The following is a 19,128-nucleotide window of genomic DNA, read 5'->3' as shown; positions in this document are numbered from 1 at the left end:
CCTGGTTCGCTTCGCGACCCGCGCTGGTGCGGGGAGGGCGGTCCTGCTCCGCCGCCCGGGACAACGGTTGTCCAGTGTCCCGCATTCCCGGGTCGGGGTGTACCAGGCGCCCGCAGTGTGGGAGCGGACATTCCGATGGGTGACCGGGGCCGTCGCCGTGGATCGTGAGGAGGGCCGTCCTCAGGACGCCGGAACCGTCCGGTGCAGCACGATGCCCGGTGCGGAGCAGTCGGGGGTGATCAGGTAGACGTCGAGGGCGTCTGTCCGTCCGGCCGCCGGGTACACCAGGGCGAGCACGTCGGTGCCGCGGTAGTGGCCCGGGGCGACGGCGAGCGGGCTGCGGTCGGTCACGCCGGTGGTGCCGGCGGCGCAGGCGGGTGCCGGGGTGCCGCTGCCGGCGGTGCCCGGTCCCTCCCCGGCGGTCTGCTGGTGGGCGAGCGATCCGGGACGGCTCGTGGTGGCGGTGCCGGCGGTGCGGACGAGTTCCTGGATCTGGGCGGTCAGGTGGTCGTCCTGGTACTGGATGCCGCCCGCGGCCAGGCCGGGCTTCTCGGCCTGGGACCCGGCGGCGGGCCGGGCGGCGGACGAGGCCGCCGTCCCGCCGGGGCCGCTGGGGGAGAGCGGCAGGAAGAGGGCGCCGAGCCCGAGCACGACCGCGGTGGCACCGGCTGCCAGCAGGACACTGACGCGGCGCCGCCGGGGGCGGGACGGGCGGCCCGGTCCGGCCGCGTCGGCGCGTCCGGGCGGCGTCCGGGGGCTGCCGGCGGGCGGTCCGGCCGGTGGGGCGGTGGAGGCACCCGCGGCCGCCCGGGCGGTGGGGTGCGGGGCGCCCGCAGCGCCGGCGAGGGCGGCGTCGATCCGCCGGGCGACGTCCTCCGGCATGGCGGGCGGCGGGGTGTCGACGGTGCCGAGCAGGGCCTGCACCTCGGCGAGGGCGGCGTAGGTGTCGGCGCACTCCGGGCAGCCGGCGAGGTGGCTGCGCAGGGCCGGTTCGTCGGCGGGGTCGGTGAGCTCCTCGGCGAGGTCGGCAAGGGCCTCGATGTCGGGGTGGCCGTCCTGCGGGCCGTCCGGCTCGGGGGCGGAAGGGGTGTGCGGTGTCATCGCGTGGTCACGTCTCCTTCCGGCATCCGGTGGCGGCTGCCTGCGCTGCCCGTACCTGGGACGGGCGAGGACCCGGACGGGTTCCCCTCCGGCGGTAGGGACGCGCGGGGCGAGGTGGCGCCGCCCGCCGTGCCGCGCGGTGTGCCGTGCGGCGGGTGCCCGCTGCCGCCCGGCGTCCCCGGTGTTTCACGTGAAACGGGAGCGGTGGCTGCCGCGCCGCGGGGCGGTGTTTCACGTGAAACGGGCGCCTGGTCGCCCTCCGGCCGGGTGTCGCCCCCGTCGCGCAGGTGCCGGACGAGGGGCAGCAGCCGGGCCCGGCCGCGGGCGCAGCGGCTCTTGACGGTGCCGACCGGGACGCCGAGCATCGCGGCGGCCTCGGCGACCGGATGGCCCTGCATGTCGACCAGGACGAGGGCGGCCCGCTGGTCCGCCGGGAGGGTGGCCAGCGCCTGGACGACCTCGCGGCGGAGCTCGTCGCGGACGACCGGGGAGTCGGCCGGTTCGGCGCTGCCGAGGGCGGCGTCGAGCTGCTGCGGATGCGCGTCGAGGGAGCCGGCCCGGCGGGTGGCGGCGCGCCGGGCGCGGTCGAGGCAGGCGTTGACCACGATGCGGTGGAGCCAGGTCGTCACCTGCGAGCGGCCCTCGAAGGTGTGGGCGGCGCGGTAGGCGGACACCAGCGCGTCCTGGAGGGCGTCGGCGGCCTCCTCACGGTCCCCGAGGGTGCGCAGGGCGACGGCCCACAGCCGGTCGCGGTGGCGCCGGACGAGGATGCCGAAGGCGTCCGGGTCGCCGGCGGCGTGCCGGGCGAGCAGGTCGGCGTCGGACGGTTGCTCCGTCATGTCCCCCTCCCTCCCCGCCCGGTGCTCAGCCGTTCACGGTGATCTCGGCGACCTGGCCCTGGTAGCCGCCCCCCACATCGTTGGGGATGCCGGTCAGCCAGATCAAGAGGTAGCGGGTGGTGATCGGCTTGGCGGGCTTCAGGGCGACGGTGGTGCCGCTGCCGGTGGCGATGGCCGGGCCGAACGAGTCGAAGCCGCCCTGGCTGGGCGCGGGAGCCGTGCCGGCGTCCGCGGGGAGGGCCTTCAGTTCGACCTTGTGGCTGCCGGCGAAGCGGACGTCGACCGAGCCGAACGTCCTGGCCGTGCCGAGGTCGAGCAGCAGCCCGGTGCCCGGCTTGTAGCTGCCGAACTGGTCGTTGTAGGTCTGCGTCGTCCAGACCGTGTCGGCCTTGCCGTCCGACAGGAACGGCAGCTCCGCGGCGTGCTCGGCCTTCTTGTCGCCGAACGCGTTGAAGGAGCTCGCGGTGTAGGCGAGCGTGGCGTGGTCGAGTTTCAGCGGGCCCGTGGAGGGGCGGCGCTGCCGTGCGTGGCGGGCTGGTCGGCGACCGCGCTGTCGCCCTTGTCGAGGTGCTCCACGGCCTGCCAGGAGCCGACCACGACGGCGGCCAGCGCGACCAGGGAGGCGGTCGCCTTGAGGGCGCCGAGCAGGACCCGGCGGCGTCGGCGCACCGGGCGGCCCGCGCTCGCCGCGGAGGCGCCCTCCGGCCCGCGGTCGTGCGGGGGCACCCCGGTGCCGCCGGGGTGGCCCGGCTGCCGTGCGCCGGGGTGGTGCGGGGGCTGCGGCTTCGCCTTGGGGGCGGAGAACACCGGGGCGGGCTGATCGGGCTGACGGATCTTCGGCATCAGCGCGATCGCCTTGGCCAGCTGCTCGGGGCCGGTGATCGGTTCGAGGTGGTGCGGGGGTTCTCGCACAGGGTGCGGGCGGCGAGCTCGGACAAGCCCTTGTGGACGCCGGCCCGGACCTGGTCGGGCGGGACGGCGCCGAGGCTGCGCGGCATGCCCCGCAGGTCGTAGCGGTCCTCCGGGTAGGGCCAGCGGTGGGTGAGGGCGGCGAACAGGAGCGCGCCGATGGCCCGGGTGTCGGTCCGTTCGGCGTCCTCGGCGGGCAGGCCGCGCAGCGCCGCGTCCACCGCGATGCCGTTGATCCGGTACTGGCCGCTGTCCGTCCGCAGCACGCAGCGCGGGGTGAGCCGCAGGTGGGCCTGCCCGCGGCGGTGCGCGGCGGCGACCGCGTCGGTGACCTGGCGGACCATCTGGTAGGCCTCGTAGGGCTCCATGGGGCCGTCGGCCAGCAACTGGGCGAGGTCGGAGGCGTCCGGCAGCCACTCGCGGATGACGTAGACCAGGTCGCCCTCCTGGACGGCGTCGAGGACCTGGACGAAGCGGGGGTCGTTGAGCAGCGCGGCCGCCCGGGCGGCGGTGAGCACGGCCTTGGCGCGGCGGTGGCCGGCCGCCATGAGGTGCACGCCGACGGCGCGGCGGAGCTTCTCGTCGACCGCGCGCCAGCTGCTGAAGGTCTCCGACTGGGTGATGCACTCCTCCAGCCGGTAGCGGCCGCCGATCTTGTCGCCGCTGTGGCGCAGCGGGGCGGGCCGGGCGGCGGGGAGGGTGCCGGTGTCGGCGTCCAGGGTCTCGGTGCTGACGGCGGGTCGGGCGGCGGGGCGCTTGCCGGGTGCGACCTCCGCCGGGCCGGTCTTGGCACCGGACGGGGGCGCCGGGCCTTCGTGGCACCGGAGGCACCGGCGGCCGGGGTGGTGGCGCCGGCCGCGCCGGCACCGGCGGCGAGTTCGGCGGCGATCTCCCGGGCGGAGAGCTGTGCGGTGGAGTCCTGGGGGCCTCGGGGGCGTCCTGGTCGGTGGTGGCGCCCGGCGACTGCTCACGGACCGTCACGGCGTCGCGCAGGGCGGCCTCCACGGCCGCCGCCGGGCCGGTGCCGGCCGCTGCCCCGTCGGTGCCGCCGTCCTCGGCCGGATCGTCCGTGGACGGCCCGTCGGCCGCGGTCGCGTCGTCGGTCGTGCCGGCGGCCGCCGCGCCGTCCTCCGCGGCCCGGCCCTCGCCCTCGTCGGCCGTTCCCTCGGTCGCGATGCCGTCGACCGCCATGGCCAGTGCCGCCTCATCGGCGACGGACGCGTCGACGACCGCCTTGGTGCCATCAGCCACCGTGGTCCTGCCTCCCCTTGTATGGCCCGGTCCTGAGAATCGCCCGGCCCTGGCACCGGAGTGCCGGGGGCGTGCAAGGACAATTGTGCCCACTCTTTGCCACCGGGTACGACCGCTGGGGGCCCCGACTGGTTGCGCGATCAGCCGCATTCCGTCGGAGGGACCTGGCGCTCCGTCCGACCCGGTGCCGCCGAACGGGCGACACCGGGTTGACGCGCTGTCACCGCTCAGCGGCCGAGACGGCTGCGGACCATGCCCGCGAGGGAGTTCAGTTCCTCGATCCGCATCCGCCGGGCGACCATCAGAAAGGCCGTGACCTGCAGCGTAGCGGCTACCAGCAGGGTCAGGACACTGCCTGCCCAGTTGTCCAGCAGGTCGAGCATCAGCAGCTCGACGGCGAGCCCGAGCACGGCGGCGGGCAGCGAGGCGATGCACAGCCGGACGTACGTCTTGGCGATCCGGGCGGTGTCCAGTCCGCCGATCCTGGCCTTCAGCCGGGGCAGCGCGACCGCGACGCCGACCGCGTACGAGGCGCCGTAGCCGAGTGCCATGCCGGTCACCGCCCACTGGGCGGGCAGCACCAGCCAGCAGAGCACCGCGCTGCCGGCCTGGCAGGCCGCCACCCAGACGGTGTTGGAGAACGGGGTGCGGGTGTCCTCGTAGGCGTAGAAGCCGCGCAGCAGGACGTACTGCACCGAGTACGGGATCAGGCCGAGGGCGAAGGCGGACAGCATGAAGCCGACCGCCGTGGTGCCGTGGGCGACCGCGCCGCCGTTGCCGAGGCCGTAGATCGCCGAGCCGATCACCGGCCCGAGGGAGAGGAACAGGAAGGCCGACGGGACGATCGCCACCGCCGAGGTCCGCAGCCCGTAGGAGAGGTCGTCACGGACGGCGCCGGCGTCCTGGTCGGCCGCCGCGCGGGAGAGCCGGGGCAGCACGGCGCTCATCACCGAGACCGTGATCACCGCCATCGGCAGCTGCCAGATCAGCAGGGCGTTGGAGTAGGCGGCGAGACCGACCCCGAGGTGGCCCTCGTCGGCGGCGGCGATCCCGGACGCGGTGGCGAGCTGGGTGACCACCAGGTAGCCGGCCTGGTTGGCGAGCACGAACAGGAACGTCCACTTGGCCAGCCGGGCCGCCTTGCCCAGGCCGTGGCCGCGCCAGTCGAACCGCGGCCGGAAGGAGAAGCCCGCCGCCCGCAGGTACGGGATCATCGACAGCGCCTGGACGGCCAGTCCGAGCAGGGTGCCGATGCCGAGCAGCCGCACGCCCTCCGGGGAGACCGTCTCCGGGGTGACCTCGCTGTGCTGGAAGGTGCCGAACACCCAGATGTAGGCCCCGAAGGTGAAGATCACCACCAGGTTGTTGAGGACGGGCGTCCACATCATCGCGCCGAAGCGGCCGCGGGCGTTGAGGATCTGGCCCATCACCACGTGCACGCCCATGAAGAAGATGGTGGGCAGGCAGTAGCGGGCCAGCGCCACGGTGGTGGCGGCGCTCTGCGGGTCGCGCATCAGCGAGTGCGAGATCAGCTGGACGAGCAGCGGGGCGGCGAGCACCGCCACGAAGGCGACGCCGGCCAGGCCGGTCATCACCAGGGTGAGCAGCCGGTTGGCGTAGGCGGTGCCGCCGTCCTCGTCGTTCTTCATGCTCCGCACCAGCTGCGGGACGAACACGGCGTTCAGCGCGCCGCCGCCGATCAGGATGTACAGCAGGGTCGGCAGCGTGTTGGCGGCGTTGTAGGAGTCGCCCATGGTGCCCACGCCGATCGCGGCGGCGATCACCATGGTGCGCAGGAACCCGGTACCCCGGGAGACCAGGGTGCCGGTGGCCATGACGGCACTGGAGCCGAGCAGACCGGCCATCCGGGTGGCCGGGCCGGGGGCGGGCGCGGCGGGCGCGGGCGGCACCGGGCCGGGCGGGGAGCCGTCCGGGGGCGCGCCCGGCGCTCTCGCGGAGCTCGGCCTCCTCGTCGCTGAGCGGCGGGTCGAACTCGATGGTCGGGATGAACGGCTGCGGCTCGGGGGCGCTGCGCTCGCCCGTCAGCAGGGCGTCCACGCCGATGTACTCGGCGGCCTCCCGCTCGGCCTCCTCCTCGGCCGCGCGCTCCGCCTCGGCCGTCGTCCCCGGTGTCCGGCTGCGCCCCTCGTCGGGGGAGTCGGGGGAGCCGGGGGAGTCGGCGGGGTCCGAGCCGTCGGGGCCGTCCGGTCCGGGCGGCGGCGGCTCCGCGCGCTTCGACGGCTGCTCGGGTTCCTCCCCGCCGCTCGGCGCGCCGCGGCCGGCGCCCAGGAGCGCGGGAGCCTCCCGGGCAGGGTCCTGCGCGGCCTCCTGCCGGGCCTCCTGCACGGTCTCCCCGCCGGCCGACGGGAGCGCCGCGGCAGCGGCCCCGGCCCGTCCAGCAGGCCGCTGTCGGCCCAGTGCGGGGTCGGCGCGGCCAGGGTCACGGGCTGCGCCCCGGCGGGGTTCGGCGTGGACTGCTGCGGGGGCAGCGCGGCCGTCTCGGCGGCCCGCAGCCCGTACGGATCGTGCTCGGCGGCGCTGCCGAACGGGTCCGAGGCGTGCGGGTCGTGGGCGTAGGCGTCGGCCACGTACCAGTCGGTGGTGGAGTCGGCGGGCTGCGGGGCGGCGGTGCCGCCCTGGCCCTGTGCTCGTTCCTCGCGCGGACCGCTGCTCATGCCACCTCTTCACTGGTCGGTGGAGACCCGGACGGGGTTCTCTCAGGGACCAACCTTCTCATCACCGGTGGCCCGATCCCGGGCATCCGCGCCTGAGGCGACGGAGGATTCGGAGGGCTCCTCGGAGCCCTCCTGGGCCGGTTCCCCGGCGGCCGCGGCCTCGCGCTCGGCGGCGGCCGCCTCCTCCTCCAGCAGCCGCTCCGGGTCGAGGTCGACCTCGCCCGCCGCGGAGCGCTTCTTGCGCTGCAGGGAGAACCGGACACCGGCGAGCACGATCAGCACCAGACCGGCGCCGATCACGTACATCACGCCGCTCGCGACCGAGGTCACCTCGACGGTGAAGGTGACCGGCTTGCCGTACGGCTGCGCGTCCGGGCCGGTCGTCCAGAGCTGGGCGGTCATCTGCACCGGGCCGTTGACCTGGGCCTTGGCGGGGAAGCGGAACGTCCGGGCGGTCGTGGTGTCCAGCACGACGGCCTCGGCCTGACCGACGTTCAGCCGGTTCACCTGGGCCGAGGAGACCCGCAGCTGGAGGTTGCCGACGGCCTGGTTCAGGTCGTTCTTCACACTGATCAGCAGGGTGGCGTTGTCACCGGGCAGTGTGATCACGCTCTTGGCGGGCACCCGCACCGCGGAGGTCAGGTTCGCGAGGTAGCTCTGCACGCCGTCGCGGTAGGCCGCGCCCGGGTCGGCCTGGCCGCGCCACTGGGTGGACATCGACCGGACCATGGCCGCGTTGAACGGGCCGCGGACCCGCTGCGGCTGGGTCAGGATGAGCAGCAGCTGGTCGAGGCCGTTCTGCACGCCCATCACGGAACTCAGCGCGGTGGCGGACAGCTCCGAGCCGCGCAGGTCGCCCGGGTAGTCGCCGGGCACGGAGTCGTTCGCCCGGGAGTCGGCGGTCGCCGCGGCGACCGTGTCCAGCCGGGCCGGGGCCACCCAACCGCCCTGGGCGGAGGCCGCGCCCAGCGCGTCGGCGAGCGCCTTCGCGGTGCCCGCGCTCATCGTGCGGGGCGGCATCACCAGCAGACTGCGCTGGTCGTCCGGCCGCTGCCGGCTGACGGTCATGGTCTCGGCGAGGAAGCGCTGCTCGGCCAGGGTCTGCGCCTGCTCGGTGCCGAGGTCCCCTGGAACAGCGCGGAGATGGTGCTGTCGGCGACCACCGCGGTCTGTCCGTTGCCGATCGACCGGGCCGCGTTCGGCGTGTAGGAGAGCGAGCGGGACTCCGGCATGGAGGCGCCGTCCGCCAGCACCAGCCCGGCGCCGGTCGTCCGGGCCACCGCGGCGGTCTGCTGGTCCAGCCGGCCCTGGTACGGCCAGGCGACGCCGCCGGTGACGTCCACCGACAGCCGCCCCTCGGCGGTCACCTTGCCGGCGGTGGCGGCCTTGCTCAGCGCGGTGTCCATGCCGGGCAGCCCGGCGCCGTTGTGCGCGATCGACGCGAGGTCCGGGTCGGCGTACGGCAGCGCGACCACCTGGGCGCCGTTCATGCCGACCGCCGTGCGGAGCTTGGCCAGCCAGTCGGCCGCGACGGCGCTGCCCGTCCCCGCGAGGGTGTTCTCCTCCTTGGCGGAGTCCCCGCCCGTGCCGGGCTTCTGCACCCGGTACGGCTTGGTCATCGCGTACACCGTGTCGAGCAGGTCCGGGTCGATCACCCAGGTCAGGTTCGGCAGGTTCTGGCCGAGGGAGACCAGCTTGCCGAGCCGTCCGTCGGGCCCGAGCTCGGTGGCCAGGCCGTCGTCGCGCAGCACCGGCGTCTGGTCGTCGCCCGGCATCGTCTGCGCGACCAGCTCCGGGGCGTGCGTGATCGGCCAGAGCGTGGCGATCTGGGTCTGCTTGCCGGACTGCTGCACGTTGTACGGCAGGTAGCTGCGGGCGATGCCCAGCGCGTGGTCCTGGTCCTCGTCCCGGACGTCCACCGCGAGCTCGTAGACGCCGCCGTCCTTCAGCCCGAGGTCCGCGACCGAGGTGTGCACGGTGAACGGCGCGGACCGGCCCGGGCCGAGGTCGCCGATCGGGGTCTTCGTCTTCGCGAGGTCGATGCCGTCCTGGGAGCTGGGCGTCGTCCGTCCGGCGACCAGGTTGATGTCGCTGCGGGTGTCCAGCGGGCGCGGAGAGCGGACGGCGACGTGCGCCGCCTTCAGGGTGCCCGAGCCCGTGTTGGTCACCTTGCCGACGATCGTCACCTGGGCGTTGTCGCCGGCCACCGGGGTGACGGAGGTGATCTCCACCGTGGCGGGGTAGTCGGCGGAGGCCTTGACCAGGCCGGCCCGGGCGGGCGCCGCGGCGAGCGCGGGGCCGGCGGAGGACAGCAGGACCGTGCCTCCGGCCAGGGCCCCGGCCACGATGCGGACCGCCCGTCCCGCGCGTCCGTACGCTGTCAGGCCGTGCCGTGCCTCGCCCACGTGCTCTGCCCTCGCCGTTCTCGTTCGAAGTGGTGGTGCCCGTGACCCGTCGGCGACCCCGGCGGCGGAACGTCCGGTCCCGGGGGCAGCCCCGAGCGACCGGAGCACTCGGCGCCCCGCAGAAAGCCGACTCACCCGGCATGGTAACGACGCTCCCGGGCCGCCGGTGGTTCGGGCCACCGGCTGGCGACCCGGTCGGGCGTCCGCCGACCACCCCGCCCGTGGTGCCGCACCCGGGAAAACGGGCGGGCGGAGGGCGGTCGCGGCCACGTACCCTAGGGAGCCGTGTCCACTGCCAATGAGTCCAGCGTCCATCATTCCAGTTCCGCCGCTCCGGCCGTCCTCCCCGGGCTGAGCGAGGCCCAGACCATGGGTCTGCAGGAACTGCTCCGGGTCTCGCCGGTCGCCGACGAGATCGCCGGCCGCTTCCAGGCCGCCGGCCACCGGCTGGCGCTGGTCGGCGGATCCGTCCGGGACGCGCTGCTCGGCCGGCTCGGCAACGACCTCGACTTCACCACCGACGCCCGCCCGCACGAGGTCCTCAGGATGGTCAAGGGCTGGGCCGACGCCGTCTGGGACGTCGGCATCGCCTTCGGCACCGTCGGCGCCCGCAAGGACACCGCCGACGGCTCCTTCCTGATCGAGATCACCACCTACCGCTCCGAGGCGTACGACCGGACCTCGCGCAAGCCCGAGGTCACCTACGGCGACACCATCGAGCAGGACCTCGTCCGCCGGGACTTCACCGTCAATGCGATGGCCGTCGACCTGCCCGGCCGCGGCTTCGTCGACCCGCACCACGGCCTGGACGACCTGGAGGCCCGCGTCCTGCGGACCCCGGCCACCCCGGAGGAGTCCTTCTCCGACGACCCGCTGCGGATGATGCGTGCTGCCCGGTTCGCCGCCCAGCTCGACTTCACGCCCGCGCCCGAGGTCGTCGCCGCGATGACCGCCATGGCCGAGCGGATCACCATCGTCTCCGCCGAGCGGGTCCAGGCCGAGCTCAACAAGCTGCTGCTGGCCGCCCACCCGGTGAAGGGCCTGCGCCTGCTCGTCGACACCGGCCTCGCCGACCACGTCCTGCCGGAGCTGCCCGCCCTCCGCCTGGAGAGCGACGAGCACCACCGCCACAAGGACGTCTACGAGCACTCGCTGACCGTGCTCGAGCAGGCCATCGCGCTGGAGACGGACGGGCCCGACCTGACGCTGCGCCTCGCCGCGCTGCTGCACGACATCGGCAAGCCGCGCACCCGGCGCTTCGAGTCCGACGGCCGGGTCTCCTTCCACCACCACGAGGTGGTCGGCGCCAAGATGACCCGCAAGCGGATGCGCGCCCTCAAGTACTCCAACGAGCTGGTCGACGACGTCTCCCGGCTGGTCGAGCTCCACCTGCGCTTCCACGGCTACGGCGGCGGGGAGTGGACGGACTCCGCCGTGCGCCGCTACGTCACCGACGCCGGCCCGCTGCTGGAGCGCCTGCACAGGCTCACCCGCTCGGACTGCACCACCCGCAACCGCAAGAAGGCCGCTGCCCTCGCCCGGACGTACGACTCCCTGGAGGAGCGCGTCGTCCAGCTGAAGGATCAGGAGGAGCTCGACGCGATCCGGCCCGCCCTCGACGGCAACCAGATCATGGAGCTCCTCGGGTTGAAGCCCGGGCCGCAGGTCGGCCGCGCCTACAAGCACATGCTGGAGCTCCGGCTCGAGCACGGACCGCTGGAGCACGAGGCTGCCGTGGCGGCCCTCAAGGAGTGGTGGGCGGGGCAGGAGTGACCCGTGGGACGGCCGGGACGTGAGTCGCTTGAGCGTTTCCGCTCGATCGTGTGGTTCCGGCCGTCCGGTGTGACGGGATGATCCGCGACGGCGTTGCTCCGTCCGAGCGAGGGGACGCACCCCTCGGCGCGGAGGGAGGACACGGCATGTCCGTGGACGCGGTCCTGTTGGAGTCGCCGACGATGCGGGCGACGGTGGCCGGGCGGGTCGAGGTGCTCGACCGGGTGGGCGCGCTCCGGCTGATGCCGGACGACCTGCACGTCACGACGGAGGGCGTGGCGGGGTACTTCGGTGTCGGGCTGAAGGCGATCTACTCGCTGGTGGTCGATCACCGGGCCGAACTGGTGGCCAACGGCTACACGGTTCTGACAGGTTCGCGACTGACCTCCTTCAAGGAGGTCAGTGGAAGTCAGTCGCGCGCCCGGTCGCTCGCCCTGTTCACGAGGCGCACGGTGCTCAACGTGGCCATGCTGCTGAGGGACAGCGAGACCGCCCGCCGGGTGCGCTGCCTGCTCCTCGACATCGAGCAGGAGTCCCGCGGTCAGAGCGTGGCCGAGCCGGCGGACGAGCGGCCGCGGTACCCGGAGGGGTCGGTGGACGCGGCCGTCGCCAGGGTCGCCGAACGGGTGGTGCGGGACGTGGTCGGCACCGCGGTGGTGCCGCTCCTGAATGCCCTCGCCGTCGAGGTCGGCCGCAACAGCACCAAGCTCGACGCGATGGCGGATCGAGTCGACCGGCTGGAGCGGATCGTCCTGGACGACGACGAACGGACGGTGGCCCGGCGGCGGCTGCGCCTGATGCGGGCGGTCGACGGCGGCGCCGGCGACGAGGAGATCGCCGACCTGCTGGTGTGAACCGCGGTGCCCGGGACGCCCGTTCGCGGGGCCCGGGCACCGTTCCGGCCGTGACGTGCGGTCAGCGCACCGCGGTCAGAACTTCTTCGGAGAGGCGCCCGCTCCGGGGGCGCCGGCCGGGCTGTACGGCGCCAGGCAGAGCACGTAGTGCTTGCGGTGCAGGCGGCGGCCGTAGCTGCCGCGGTAGGTGGCGGTCACCCCGGGCGTGCCGGTGCAGCTGCTGGTGAGGCTGTTGTTGACGCGCTTGACCACCTTGTAGTTCGCCTGCGGGTCGCTGCACGAGACATCGGTGACCTTGGTCGTCGTGGTCGAGCGGTGGAGGCAGTCGCCGACCTTCGACCCCGGCGCGGTGTCGCTGAACAGGGCAACCACCAGGACGACCGCGCCCAGCGCCAGGACGCCCATCTGGGCCCAGAACCGCAGCCCCCGACGGGACTTCGGCGGGCTCGCGGGCATCCCCGGGCCGCCGTAGGCCTGCTGCGGCACGGGCGGCTGCGGCGGCCCGGGGTAGCCATAGGCGGGCGGCGGCGGGACGGTGCCCGGCTGCGGCACGGGCGGCTGTGCCGGTCCGGGGTAGCCGTACGCCGGCGGCGTCCCGTAGCCGGGCGGTGGGCCGTACCCGGGCGCCGGTGGCGGAGCTCCGTACGGCGGTTGGCCCGGAGCTCCGCCGTACTGCGGTGCTCCGTACGGATGCTGAGGTGTGCTCATCGATCCCCCCGTGGGCTGCTCAGTGTCGCGCTGGTGCGCGGACGTACTGTAGCGAGGGGGTGCCGGGGGCGGGGAGTTCAGCCGGTCGCCGAGCGGTCGCCTCGGGCGGCGCGGGCGTAGAGCACGGCGCCGATCGCGTAGGCGGCGGACACCCCGGCGACCACCGTGACGGACCGGCCGTTCAGTGGGAGGACGAGGGCCGTCACCCCGGCCGCGGCCACGAAGGAGATGTTGAACAGCACGTCGTAGACGGCGAAGACGCGACCGCGGTAGTCGTCCTCGACGGACTCCTGGACGACGGTGTCGGTGCAGATCTTCGTGCCCTGGGTGACCACACCGAGCAGCAGGGCGGCGACCAGCCCGGGGAGTTCGCGGAAGGGGAGCCCGAGGGCGGGCACGAACACCGCGGCGCCGGCCAGGCAGGTGGTCATCCAGCCGGTGAGCCCGAGCCGCCGGGTGCACCAGGGGCTGACCACCGCGGCGAGGAAGAACCCGACGGCGGAGAAGCCGACCGCCCGGCCGAGACTGGCCAGCCCGGCCGCCGCGTCCTCGGGCCGGTTGAAGGTGTACCGGGAGAGCATGAGCACCACGACGATCAGGACGCCGTAGCAGAACCGGGCCAGCGTCACGGCGGCGAGCGCGTGCACCGCGGGCCGGCAGTCGCGGACCAGGTGGCGCAGGGCCGCGCCGAGTTCGCGGGCGGCCGTGCCCAGGGCGCGGCGCAGCGGGGGCCGCTCGGGGTGGCGTTCGGGGCCGAGCTCGTCGGGGCCGATCCGCTGGGCGGCGAGCGCGGCGCTCAGGTAGAGCAGCGCGGCGACGGTGACCAGGGCGGCATCGGCCCGCGGCCCGGGCGGCAGCACCTGGTGGACGAGGAAGCCGATGCCGCCGCCGACGGTCGCGGCCACCGTGCCGAGGGTGGGGGAGACGGCGTTGGCGGTGACCAGTGCGGCCGGATCGACGACCCGGGGCAGGGACGCGGACAGGCCGGCCAGGATGAACCGGTTGAGGGCGGTGACCAGCAGGGCGGAGGCGAAGAACATCCACTCCGGTGCCCGGCCGAGCAGCAGGGCGGCGGTGGCCAGGCCCAGTCCGAAGCGCGCCAGGTTGCCGAGGTGGAGGACCTGGCGGCGGCGCCAGCGGTCGAGCAGCACGCCGGCGAAGGGGCCGACCACGGAGAACGGCAGCAGCATCACGGCCAGCACCGCGGCGATGTCGGCGGGGGAGGACTGCCGTTCCGGGGAGAAGATCACGTAGGCGGCGAGCGACACCTGGAAGACGCCGTCGGAGAGTTGCGACAGTATCCGGACGGTGAGCAGCCGCCGGAAGCCGCGGCCGCGGAGCAGCCCCCGGAGGGTGGCCCGGTGGGGTGTCTGCATGCTGCCGTCCTCGGTGATCGCCACCCGGACAGGTTGTCATGCCCGATGGCGTTGTTTCACGTGAAACAGCGCACCCCGGGTGTCCCGGGAACGCCGAAGGGGTCCCGGTCGCAGGACCGGGACCCCTTCGGGGAGGAGCGGTGTCCGCTCAGTGACGAGCGGTGCTCAGCGCTGTGGAGTTCAGCGCTCGACCTCGCCGCGGATGAACTTCTCGACGTTCTCCTTGGCCTCGTCGTCGAAGTACTGGACCGGCGGGGACTTCATGAAGTACGAGGACGCGGAGAGGATCGGGCCGCCGATGCCGCGGTCCTTGGCGATCTTCGCGGCGCGGACGGCGTCGATGATGACACCGGCGGAGTTCGGGGAGTCCCAGACCTCGAGCTTGTACTCGAGGTTCAGCGGGACGTCGCCGAACGCGCGACCCTCGAGGCGGACGTACGCCCACTTGCGGTCGTCGAGCCACGCCACGTAGTCGGACGGGCCGATGTGGACGTTCTTGGCGCCCAGCTCGCGGTCGCGGATCTGCGAGGTGACGGCCTGCGTCTTCGAGATCTTCTTGGACTCCAGGCGCTCGCGCTCGAGCATGTTCTTGAAGTCCATGTTGCCGCCGACGTTCAGCTGCATGGTGCGCTCGAGGATGACACCGCGGTCCTCGAAGAGCTTCGCCATCACGCGGTGCGTGATGGTGGCGCCCACCTGGGACTTGATGTCGTCACCGACGATCGGCACGCCGGCCTCGGTGAACTTGTCCGCCCACTCCTTGGTGCCGGCGATGAACACCGGGAGGGCGTTCACGAAGGCGACCTTGGCGTCGATGGCGCACTGGGCGTAGAACTTGGCGGCGGCCTCGGAGCCCACCGGCAGGTAGCAGACGAGGACGTCGACCTGGCGGTCCTTGAGGGTCTGGACGACGTCGGCCGGGGCCTCGTCGGACTCCTCGATGGTCTCCCGGTAGTACTTGCCCAGGCCGTCGAGGGTGTGGCCGCGCTGCACGGTGACGCCGGTCGGCGGCACGTCGCAGATCTTGATGGTGTTGTTCTCGCTGTTGCCGATGGCGTCGGCGAGGTCGAAGCCGACCTTCTTGGCGTCGACGTCGAACGCGGCGACGAACTCCACGTCGCTGACGTGGTAATCGCCGAACTGGACGTGCATCAGCCCGGGGACCTTGCCGGCCGGGTCGGCGTCCTTGTAGTACTCGACACCCTGCACCAGCGACGCGGCGCAGTTGCCCACGCCCACGATGGCTACGCGAACCGAACCCATTCCGGTTGCTCCCTGTGTTCTCATGAGCCCCGCCGAAAGGCGGTTCTCGAATCCCTACTCATATGACTGTCTGACGGGCGCGCGGCGCCCACTCCTCCCACGGACCCGGTGTCCCGAAGGGCACCCGGAAGCCGCGGGTCTCAGCGCTCCTGTGCGGAGCGCCCCGGGCGGTCGTGCGGTGGCCTCGGCGGGTCCGAGGACCCGGCCTCCTGGCCACGGCCGTCCGAAGTCTCTGGTGCACCGGGGGCGTGTTGCCGCGCCCGGTGCGGTTGGCCCGCTCGGTCTCGATGAGCTCGTTGAGCCAGCGGACCTCGCGCTCCACGGACTCGAGTCCGTGCCGCTGGAGTTCGAGGGTGTAGTCGTCGAACCGCTCGCGGGTACGGGCGATCGAACTGCGCATCCGCTCCAGCCGCTCCTCCAGCCGGCTGCGGCGGCCCTCCAGGACGCGCATCCGCACGGCCTTGTCGGTCCGTGCGAAGAACGCGAAGTGGACGCCGAAGTGCTCGTCCTCCCAGGCGTCCGGCCCGGAGTCGGCGAGCAGTTCCTCGAAGCGCTCCTTGCCCTCGCCGGAGAGCCGGTAGACGATCTTCGACCGCTTGCCGTTGAGGGCGGTGGCCGGGACGTACTCCACGTCGGGGTTGTCCTCGACGAGGAAGCCCTGTGCCACCAGGCTCTTGAGGCACGGGTAGAGCGTGCCGTAGGAGAAGGCGCGGAACGAGCCGAGCAGGACGTTGAGCCGCTTGCGGAGCTCGTAGCCGTGCATCGGAGCGTCGTGCAGCAGGCCGAGGACGGCGAACTCCAGTACTCCGGAACGCCTGCTCACGCTGCTGCCTCCTCTCCCCTGCGGCCGTGGGCCGGCACAGGGGGCAGTGTATGCCGCCCCGATGTATCGGCTCGATATATCGAGAACAGTAAACCTGGGTCTCGATACGGGCAAGGGGGCCACGCGTGAACGTGATCACAAGGCCGTCGCGGGCGCCGTGGAGGGGCTGCGTCAAGCGCGGCACGGCCTGCAAGGCAACGGGCCTGTAATGATCTGCCGTCTATTTGTCCTATTTGTCATCTAATACCCGATTAGTGACTCTGCAGGGGTGCGTACGCTGTCGCGTGTGCACGAGGACCACCTCCGGGGTTTAGGCGGTTGCGGGCATCGGAAGTGAACCCTGCCTTCGGGCCCCATCGGTCCGACCGAGGAGTTGCTGAGAGATGAGCGAACACCGGCGAAGGTCGCCCAACCCGGGCGGCGAGCAGCAGCCGCCGGGCCGCGGGGCCGACGGTCAGCGCCCCTACGCCTACGGTGCGCCGCCGGAGGGCGCGCCCTCGTACGGTCGCCCGCGGCCCGACGAGGTGCGCTCGGACGGCGCGGCGCGCCGCCCGCGTCCCACCGGCGGCCGGGAGACCGCGCAGCAGCCGCGGCTGACGCGTGCCGAGATGCGCCGGCAGACCCAGAAGGGCGGCGGCCGCCGCGCCGGCGGCCCCGGTGGACCTGCCGGTCCGGGCGGTCCGGGCGGTCCTGGCGGTCCCGGCGGTCCCGGTGGTCCGGGTGGCCGCGGTGGTCCGGGCGGTCAGGGCGGTCAGGGCGGCCGCGGTGGCAAGCCGCCGAAGAAGCGCTTCATCGACTACCCGCGCTACGGCAAGAGCGGGTTCCGCCGCTGGCTGCCGTCCTGGAAGCTGATCCTCAGCCTCTTCCTGATCTTCTTCGGCAGCGGCGTGGCCGCGGTCGGCTTCGCCTACGCGAGCACCGGCATCCCGGACCCGAACAAGGCGCTCCAGCAGCAGAACAACATCTACTACTGGGACGACGACACCGAGATGACGCGCAACACCGCGCAGAACCGCCAGGCGGTCGAGCTCGGTGACATCAGCAAGGCCGCCCAGGACGCGACGATCGCGGCCGAGAACGAGACCTTCCGCACCGACAAGGGCATCGACCCCAAGGGCATCGCCCGCGCCGTCTACAAGATGGCGACCGGCGGCGACACCCAGGGCGGCTCGACCATCACCCAGCAGTACGTGAAGAACACCTACCTGAGCCAGGACCAGACCTTGACGCGCAAGCTCAAGGAGTTCTTCATCACCCTCAAGATCAACGGACAGCAGAGCAAGGACCAGATCCTCGCCGGCTACCTGAACACCAGCTGGTACGGCCGCGGCGCCACCGGGATCCAGGCCGCCTCCCAGGCCTACTACGGCAAGGACGCGAAGAGCCTGAACCCCTGCGAGGGTGCCATGCTGGCCGGTCTGCTCAAGGGTGCCGCGCTCTACGACCCGACCATCACCGAGAACAAGCCGCGCATGCAGGAGCGCTGGGAGTACGTCCTCAACCGTATGGTGGTCAACCACCTGATCACCGAGGACCAGCGCACGGGATGCGGCAAGACCTTCCCGGAACCGATCCCGCGCAAGGCCCCGTCCAACATGAACGGCGAGGTCAGCTACCTGGTCGACACCGCCAACAAGTACCTCACCGCCACCGACCCGAGCATCGACGACCAGGCCATCCAGCGCGGCGGGCTCAAGATCTACACCACCTTCAACAAGGCCAAGGTGCAGGCCCTGAAGAACGCTGTTGACGAGGTGCAGTCGGCCAGCCTCCGCCCCGACAAGCGGGAGGCCGACAAGTTCGTCCAGGTCGGTGCCTCCTCGGTCGATCCGAAGACGGGCGCGATCGTCGCCCTCTACGGCGGCCCCGGTGTGGAGAACAACCACTACACCAACAACGCGGACGCCCCCGGCATCCCGGTCGGCTCGACCTTCAAGCCGTTCGTGCTGGCCACCGCGATGCAGGTCGGCGTGCTGACCAAGACGGACTCGAACGGTCAGCCGACCCGGATCAGCACCGACAGCCGCTACCTGTCGGACAACCTGTCGCAGATCTACAAGCCGGACGGCAGCCCCGTGCTCGGCGACGACGGCAAGCCCTACCACCAGGCGAACGACGAGAACAACAAGACCGGGTACGTCGACCTGAAGGAGGCCATGCGCAACTCCTACAACGTGCCCTTCGTTCAGCTCGGTCAGGACGTCGGCGGCAAGAACGTCGAGAACATGGCGATCAGCCTCGGCATCCGCAAGGCGAGCCTGGCGCCCTCCAGTACGGTGACCTTCCCGCTCGGTACCTCCACCCCGAGTGCCATCCGCATGGCGTCCGCCTATTCGGTGTTCGCCGCCCACGGTCAGCAGCACGACCCCTACTCCGTCAGGAAGCTGCTGAGGGACGGCGCCGACGAGCCGAAGTTCGACCGGGCCCCCGCCACCAACGCGGGCAAGAAGGTGCTCGACCAGGACGTCGCGGACAGCATCACCGACGTGCTGCAGAACGTGGCCGCGCACGGTACCGGTACCAAGACCAACGCCCTGGGCTTCCCGGTGGCCGGCAAGACCGGTACCACCGACTCCGGCACCTCGGCCTGGTGGGTCGGCTACACCAACAGCCTGACCACCTCGGTGGGCATGTGGCGCGAGGAGCCGGGCAAGCCCGGCCTGCTCTCGCTGAAGGGCACCGCCGGCCAGACCACCGTCCACGGTGGTGACTTCCCGACCGCGATCTTCACCGCCTACATGAGGACCATCGGCCCGGGCAGCCCGCGTTCCTTCACCAAGCCCACCGACAGCCCGGGCGTCCAGGTGGACTCCTCCGGTGCGCCGTCCACCGCGTCGCCGTCGCCCTCGGCCTCGCCCACCGACAGCGCGTCGGCCCTGCCGTCGCCCACCACCTCGCCCACCGAGTCGCCGAGCGGCCAGCCCTCGCCGACGGGCCGGCCCAGCCGCAGCTGCTTCCTGTTCTGCCCGAGCCCGACCGGGGATCCCTCCCCGACCGGTGGGGGCAGCACCAAGACGCCCGGCGGAGGTGGCGGCGGTGGCGGTGGCGGTGGCGCCGCCACCGGCGGCTAGCCGTCCGGCCCGTCCGTGACCGTGCGGCGCCGGTCCGTCCTTCGGGGCGGACCGGCGCCGTTTTCTTGCCGGGGTCTCCT

General features: G+C 73.1%; 16 protein-coding genes. 4 read left to right on the top strand and 12 right to left on the bottom strand.

All coding sequences use genetic code 11. The features are described from left to right. Positions 1–180: 180 nt before the first annotated feature. Positions 181–1,101, bottom strand: a complete 921-nt coding sequence (locus tag ABEB13_RS21280; protein ID WP_345706768.1) for an anti-sigma factor family protein — start codon at positions 1,099–1,101, stop codon at positions 181–183. Then, positions 1,098–1,940: an RNA polymerase sigma factor SigM gene (gene sigM / locus ABEB13_RS21275; RefSeq protein ID WP_345706767.1), complete on the bottom strand. Its 843-nt coding sequence runs from the start codon at positions 1,938–1,940 to the stop codon at positions 1,098–1,100. The genes ABEB13_RS21280 and sigM overlap by 4 nt, the downstream gene beginning before the upstream one ends. Positions 1,941–2,056: 116 nt before the next feature. Between sigM and ABEB13_RS21270 the strand changes: the two genes are divergently transcribed. Then, complete coding sequence (locus ABEB13_RS21270) at positions 2,057–2,281, top strand: hypothetical protein (protein WP_345706766.1); 225 nt, start codon at positions 2,057–2,059, stop codon at positions 2,279–2,281. A gap of 151 nt (positions 2,282–2,432) precedes the next feature. Here ABEB13_RS21270 and ABEB13_RS21265 read toward each other — a convergent pair whose 3' ends face one another. The 6 genes from ABEB13_RS21265 to ABEB13_RS21240 all read right to left on the bottom strand — a co-directional run bounded on the left by ABEB13_RS21265 (position 2,433) and on the right by ABEB13_RS21240 (position 9,495). Beyond that, positions 2,433–2,783 carry a hypothetical protein gene (locus tag ABEB13_RS21265; RefSeq protein ID WP_345706765.1) on the bottom strand — a complete coding sequence of 117 codons (351 nt, stop codon included), beginning with the start codon at positions 2,781–2,783 and terminating at the stop codon, positions 2,433–2,435. Continuing rightward, complete coding sequence (locus tag ABEB13_RS21260) at positions 2,783–3,820, bottom strand: protein kinase family protein (protein WP_345706764.1); 1,038 nt, start codon at positions 3,818–3,820, stop codon at positions 2,783–2,785. Before ABEB13_RS21260 ends, ABEB13_RS21265 begins: the two co-directional genes overlap by 1 nt. A 507-nt stretch (positions 3,821–4,327) precedes the next feature. Continuing rightward, on the bottom strand, positions 4,328–6,010 hold the full coding sequence (murJ, locus tag ABEB13_RS21255) for a murein biosynthesis integral membrane protein MurJ (protein ID WP_345706763.1): 1,683 nt from the start codon (positions 6,008–6,010) through the stop codon (positions 4,328–4,330). 132 nt (positions 6,011–6,142) lie between these two features. Beyond that, complete coding sequence (locus tag ABEB13_RS21250; RefSeq protein WP_345706762.1) at positions 6,143–6,775, bottom strand: hypothetical protein; 633 nt, start codon at positions 6,773–6,775, stop codon at positions 6,143–6,145. Positions 6,776–6,817: 42 nt separating this feature from the next. Further along, positions 6,818–7,843, bottom strand: coding sequence for a DUF6049 family protein (locus ABEB13_RS21245; RefSeq protein ID WP_345706761.1), 1,026 nt, complete (start codon positions 7,841–7,843; stop codon positions 6,818–6,820). Next, positions 7,840–9,495: a DUF6049 family protein gene (locus tag ABEB13_RS21240; protein ID WP_345709764.1), complete on the bottom strand. Its 1,656-nt coding sequence runs from the start codon at positions 9,493–9,495 to the stop codon at positions 7,840–7,842. Before ABEB13_RS21240 ends, ABEB13_RS21245 begins: the two co-directional genes overlap by 4 nt. Positions 9,496–9,549: 54 nt before the next feature. On the opposite strand from ABEB13_RS21240, the gene ABEB13_RS21235 reads away from it, so the two are divergent. Continuing rightward, positions 9,550–10,953: a CCA tRNA nucleotidyltransferase gene (locus ABEB13_RS21235; protein ID WP_345709763.1), complete on the top strand. Its 1,404-nt coding sequence runs from the start codon at positions 9,550–9,552 to the stop codon at positions 10,951–10,953. Positions 10,954–11,099: 146 nt separating this feature from the next. After that, positions 11,100–11,807 (top strand): restriction endonuclease, encoded by a 708-nt coding sequence (locus ABEB13_RS21230; protein WP_345706760.1) that lies wholly within the window; start codon positions 11,100–11,102, stop codon positions 11,805–11,807. Between the two features lie 75 nt (positions 11,808–11,882). Here the strand turns inward: ABEB13_RS21230 and ABEB13_RS21225 are convergent, their stop codons facing one another. The 4 genes from ABEB13_RS21225 to ABEB13_RS21210 form a co-directional block, all read right to left on the bottom strand. Further along, entirely contained in the window at positions 11,883–12,359 is a 477-nt protein-coding gene (locus tag ABEB13_RS21225) for an LppU/SCO3897 family protein (protein WP_345706759.1), read from the bottom strand. Positions 12,360–12,592: 233 nt separating this feature from the next. Then, the gene (locus ABEB13_RS21220; protein ID WP_345709762.1) at positions 12,593–13,891 is read right to left on the bottom strand and encodes an MFS transporter; all 1,299 of its coding nucleotides are present in this window, start codon (positions 13,889–13,891) and stop codon (positions 12,593–12,595) included. Between the two features lie 180 nt (positions 13,892–14,071). Then, on the bottom strand, positions 14,072–15,154 hold the full coding sequence (locus ABEB13_RS21215) for an inositol-3-phosphate synthase (protein ID WP_345706758.1): 1,083 nt from the start codon (positions 15,152–15,154) through the stop codon (positions 14,072–14,074). 58 nt (positions 15,155–15,212) lie between these two features. Continuing rightward, on the bottom strand, positions 15,213–15,977 hold the full coding sequence (locus ABEB13_RS21210) for a PadR family transcriptional regulator (RefSeq protein WP_345706757.1): 765 nt from the start codon (positions 15,975–15,977) through the stop codon (positions 15,213–15,215). 383 nt (positions 15,978–16,360) lie between these two features. Between ABEB13_RS21210 and ABEB13_RS21205 the strand changes: the two genes are divergently transcribed. After that, on the top strand, positions 16,361–19,048 hold the full coding sequence (locus tag ABEB13_RS21205; RefSeq protein ID WP_345706756.1) for a transglycosylase domain-containing protein: 2,688 nt from the start codon (positions 16,361–16,363) through the stop codon (positions 19,046–19,048). Positions 19,049–19,128: the final 80 nt, after the last annotated feature.

Origin of the sequence: Kitasatospora paranensis (genome assembly GCF_039544005.1) — a bacterium.
Taxonomy (GTDB): domain Bacteria; phylum Actinomycetota; class Actinomycetes; order Streptomycetales; family Streptomycetaceae; genus Kitasatospora; species Kitasatospora paranensis.
This window is presented reverse-complemented; position numbering and strand designations above follow the sequence as displayed.

Bases quoted from the DNA above. Each gene is read 5' to 3' on its own strand.
- ABEB13_RS21280 (WP_345706768.1), bottom strand. From the start codon at position 1,101: ATGACACCGCACACCCCTTCCGCCCCCGAGCCGGACGGCCCGCAGGAC.
- sigM (WP_345706767.1), bottom strand. From the start codon at position 1,940: ATGACGGAGCAACCGTCCGACGCCGACCTGCTCGCCCGGCACGCCGCC.
- ABEB13_RS21265 (WP_345706765.1), bottom strand. From the start codon at position 2,783: ATGCCGAAGATCCGTCAGCCCGATCAGCCCGCCCCGGTGTTCTCCGCC.
- ABEB13_RS21250 (WP_345706762.1), bottom strand. From the start codon at position 6,775: ATGAGCAGCGGTCCGCGCGAGGAACGAGCACAGGGCCAGGGCGGCACC.
- ABEB13_RS21245 (WP_345706761.1), bottom strand. From the start codon at position 7,843: ATGACCGTCAGCCGGCAGCGGCCGGACGACCAGCGCAGTCTGCTGGTG.
- ABEB13_RS21240 (WP_345709764.1), bottom strand. From the start codon at position 9,495: ATGGACGCTGGACTCATTGGCAGTGGACACGGCTCCCTAGGGTACGTG.
- ABEB13_RS21235 (WP_345709763.1), top strand. From the start codon at position 9,550: ATGGGTCTGCAGGAACTGCTCCGGGTCTCGCCGGTCGCCGACGAGATC.
- ABEB13_RS21230 (WP_345706760.1), top strand. From the start codon at position 11,100: ATGTCCGTGGACGCGGTCCTGTTGGAGTCGCCGACGATGCGGGCGACG.
- ABEB13_RS21220 (WP_345709762.1), bottom strand. From the start codon at position 13,891: ATGCAGACACCCCACCGGGCCACCCTCCGGGGGCTGCTCCGCGGCCGC.
- ABEB13_RS21215 (WP_345706758.1), bottom strand. From the start codon at position 15,154: ATGGGTTCGGTTCGCGTAGCCATCGTGGGCGTGGGCAACTGCGCCGCG.
- ABEB13_RS21205 (WP_345706756.1), top strand. From the start codon at position 16,361: ATGAGCGAACACCGGCGAAGGTCGCCCAACCCGGGCGGCGAGCAGCAG.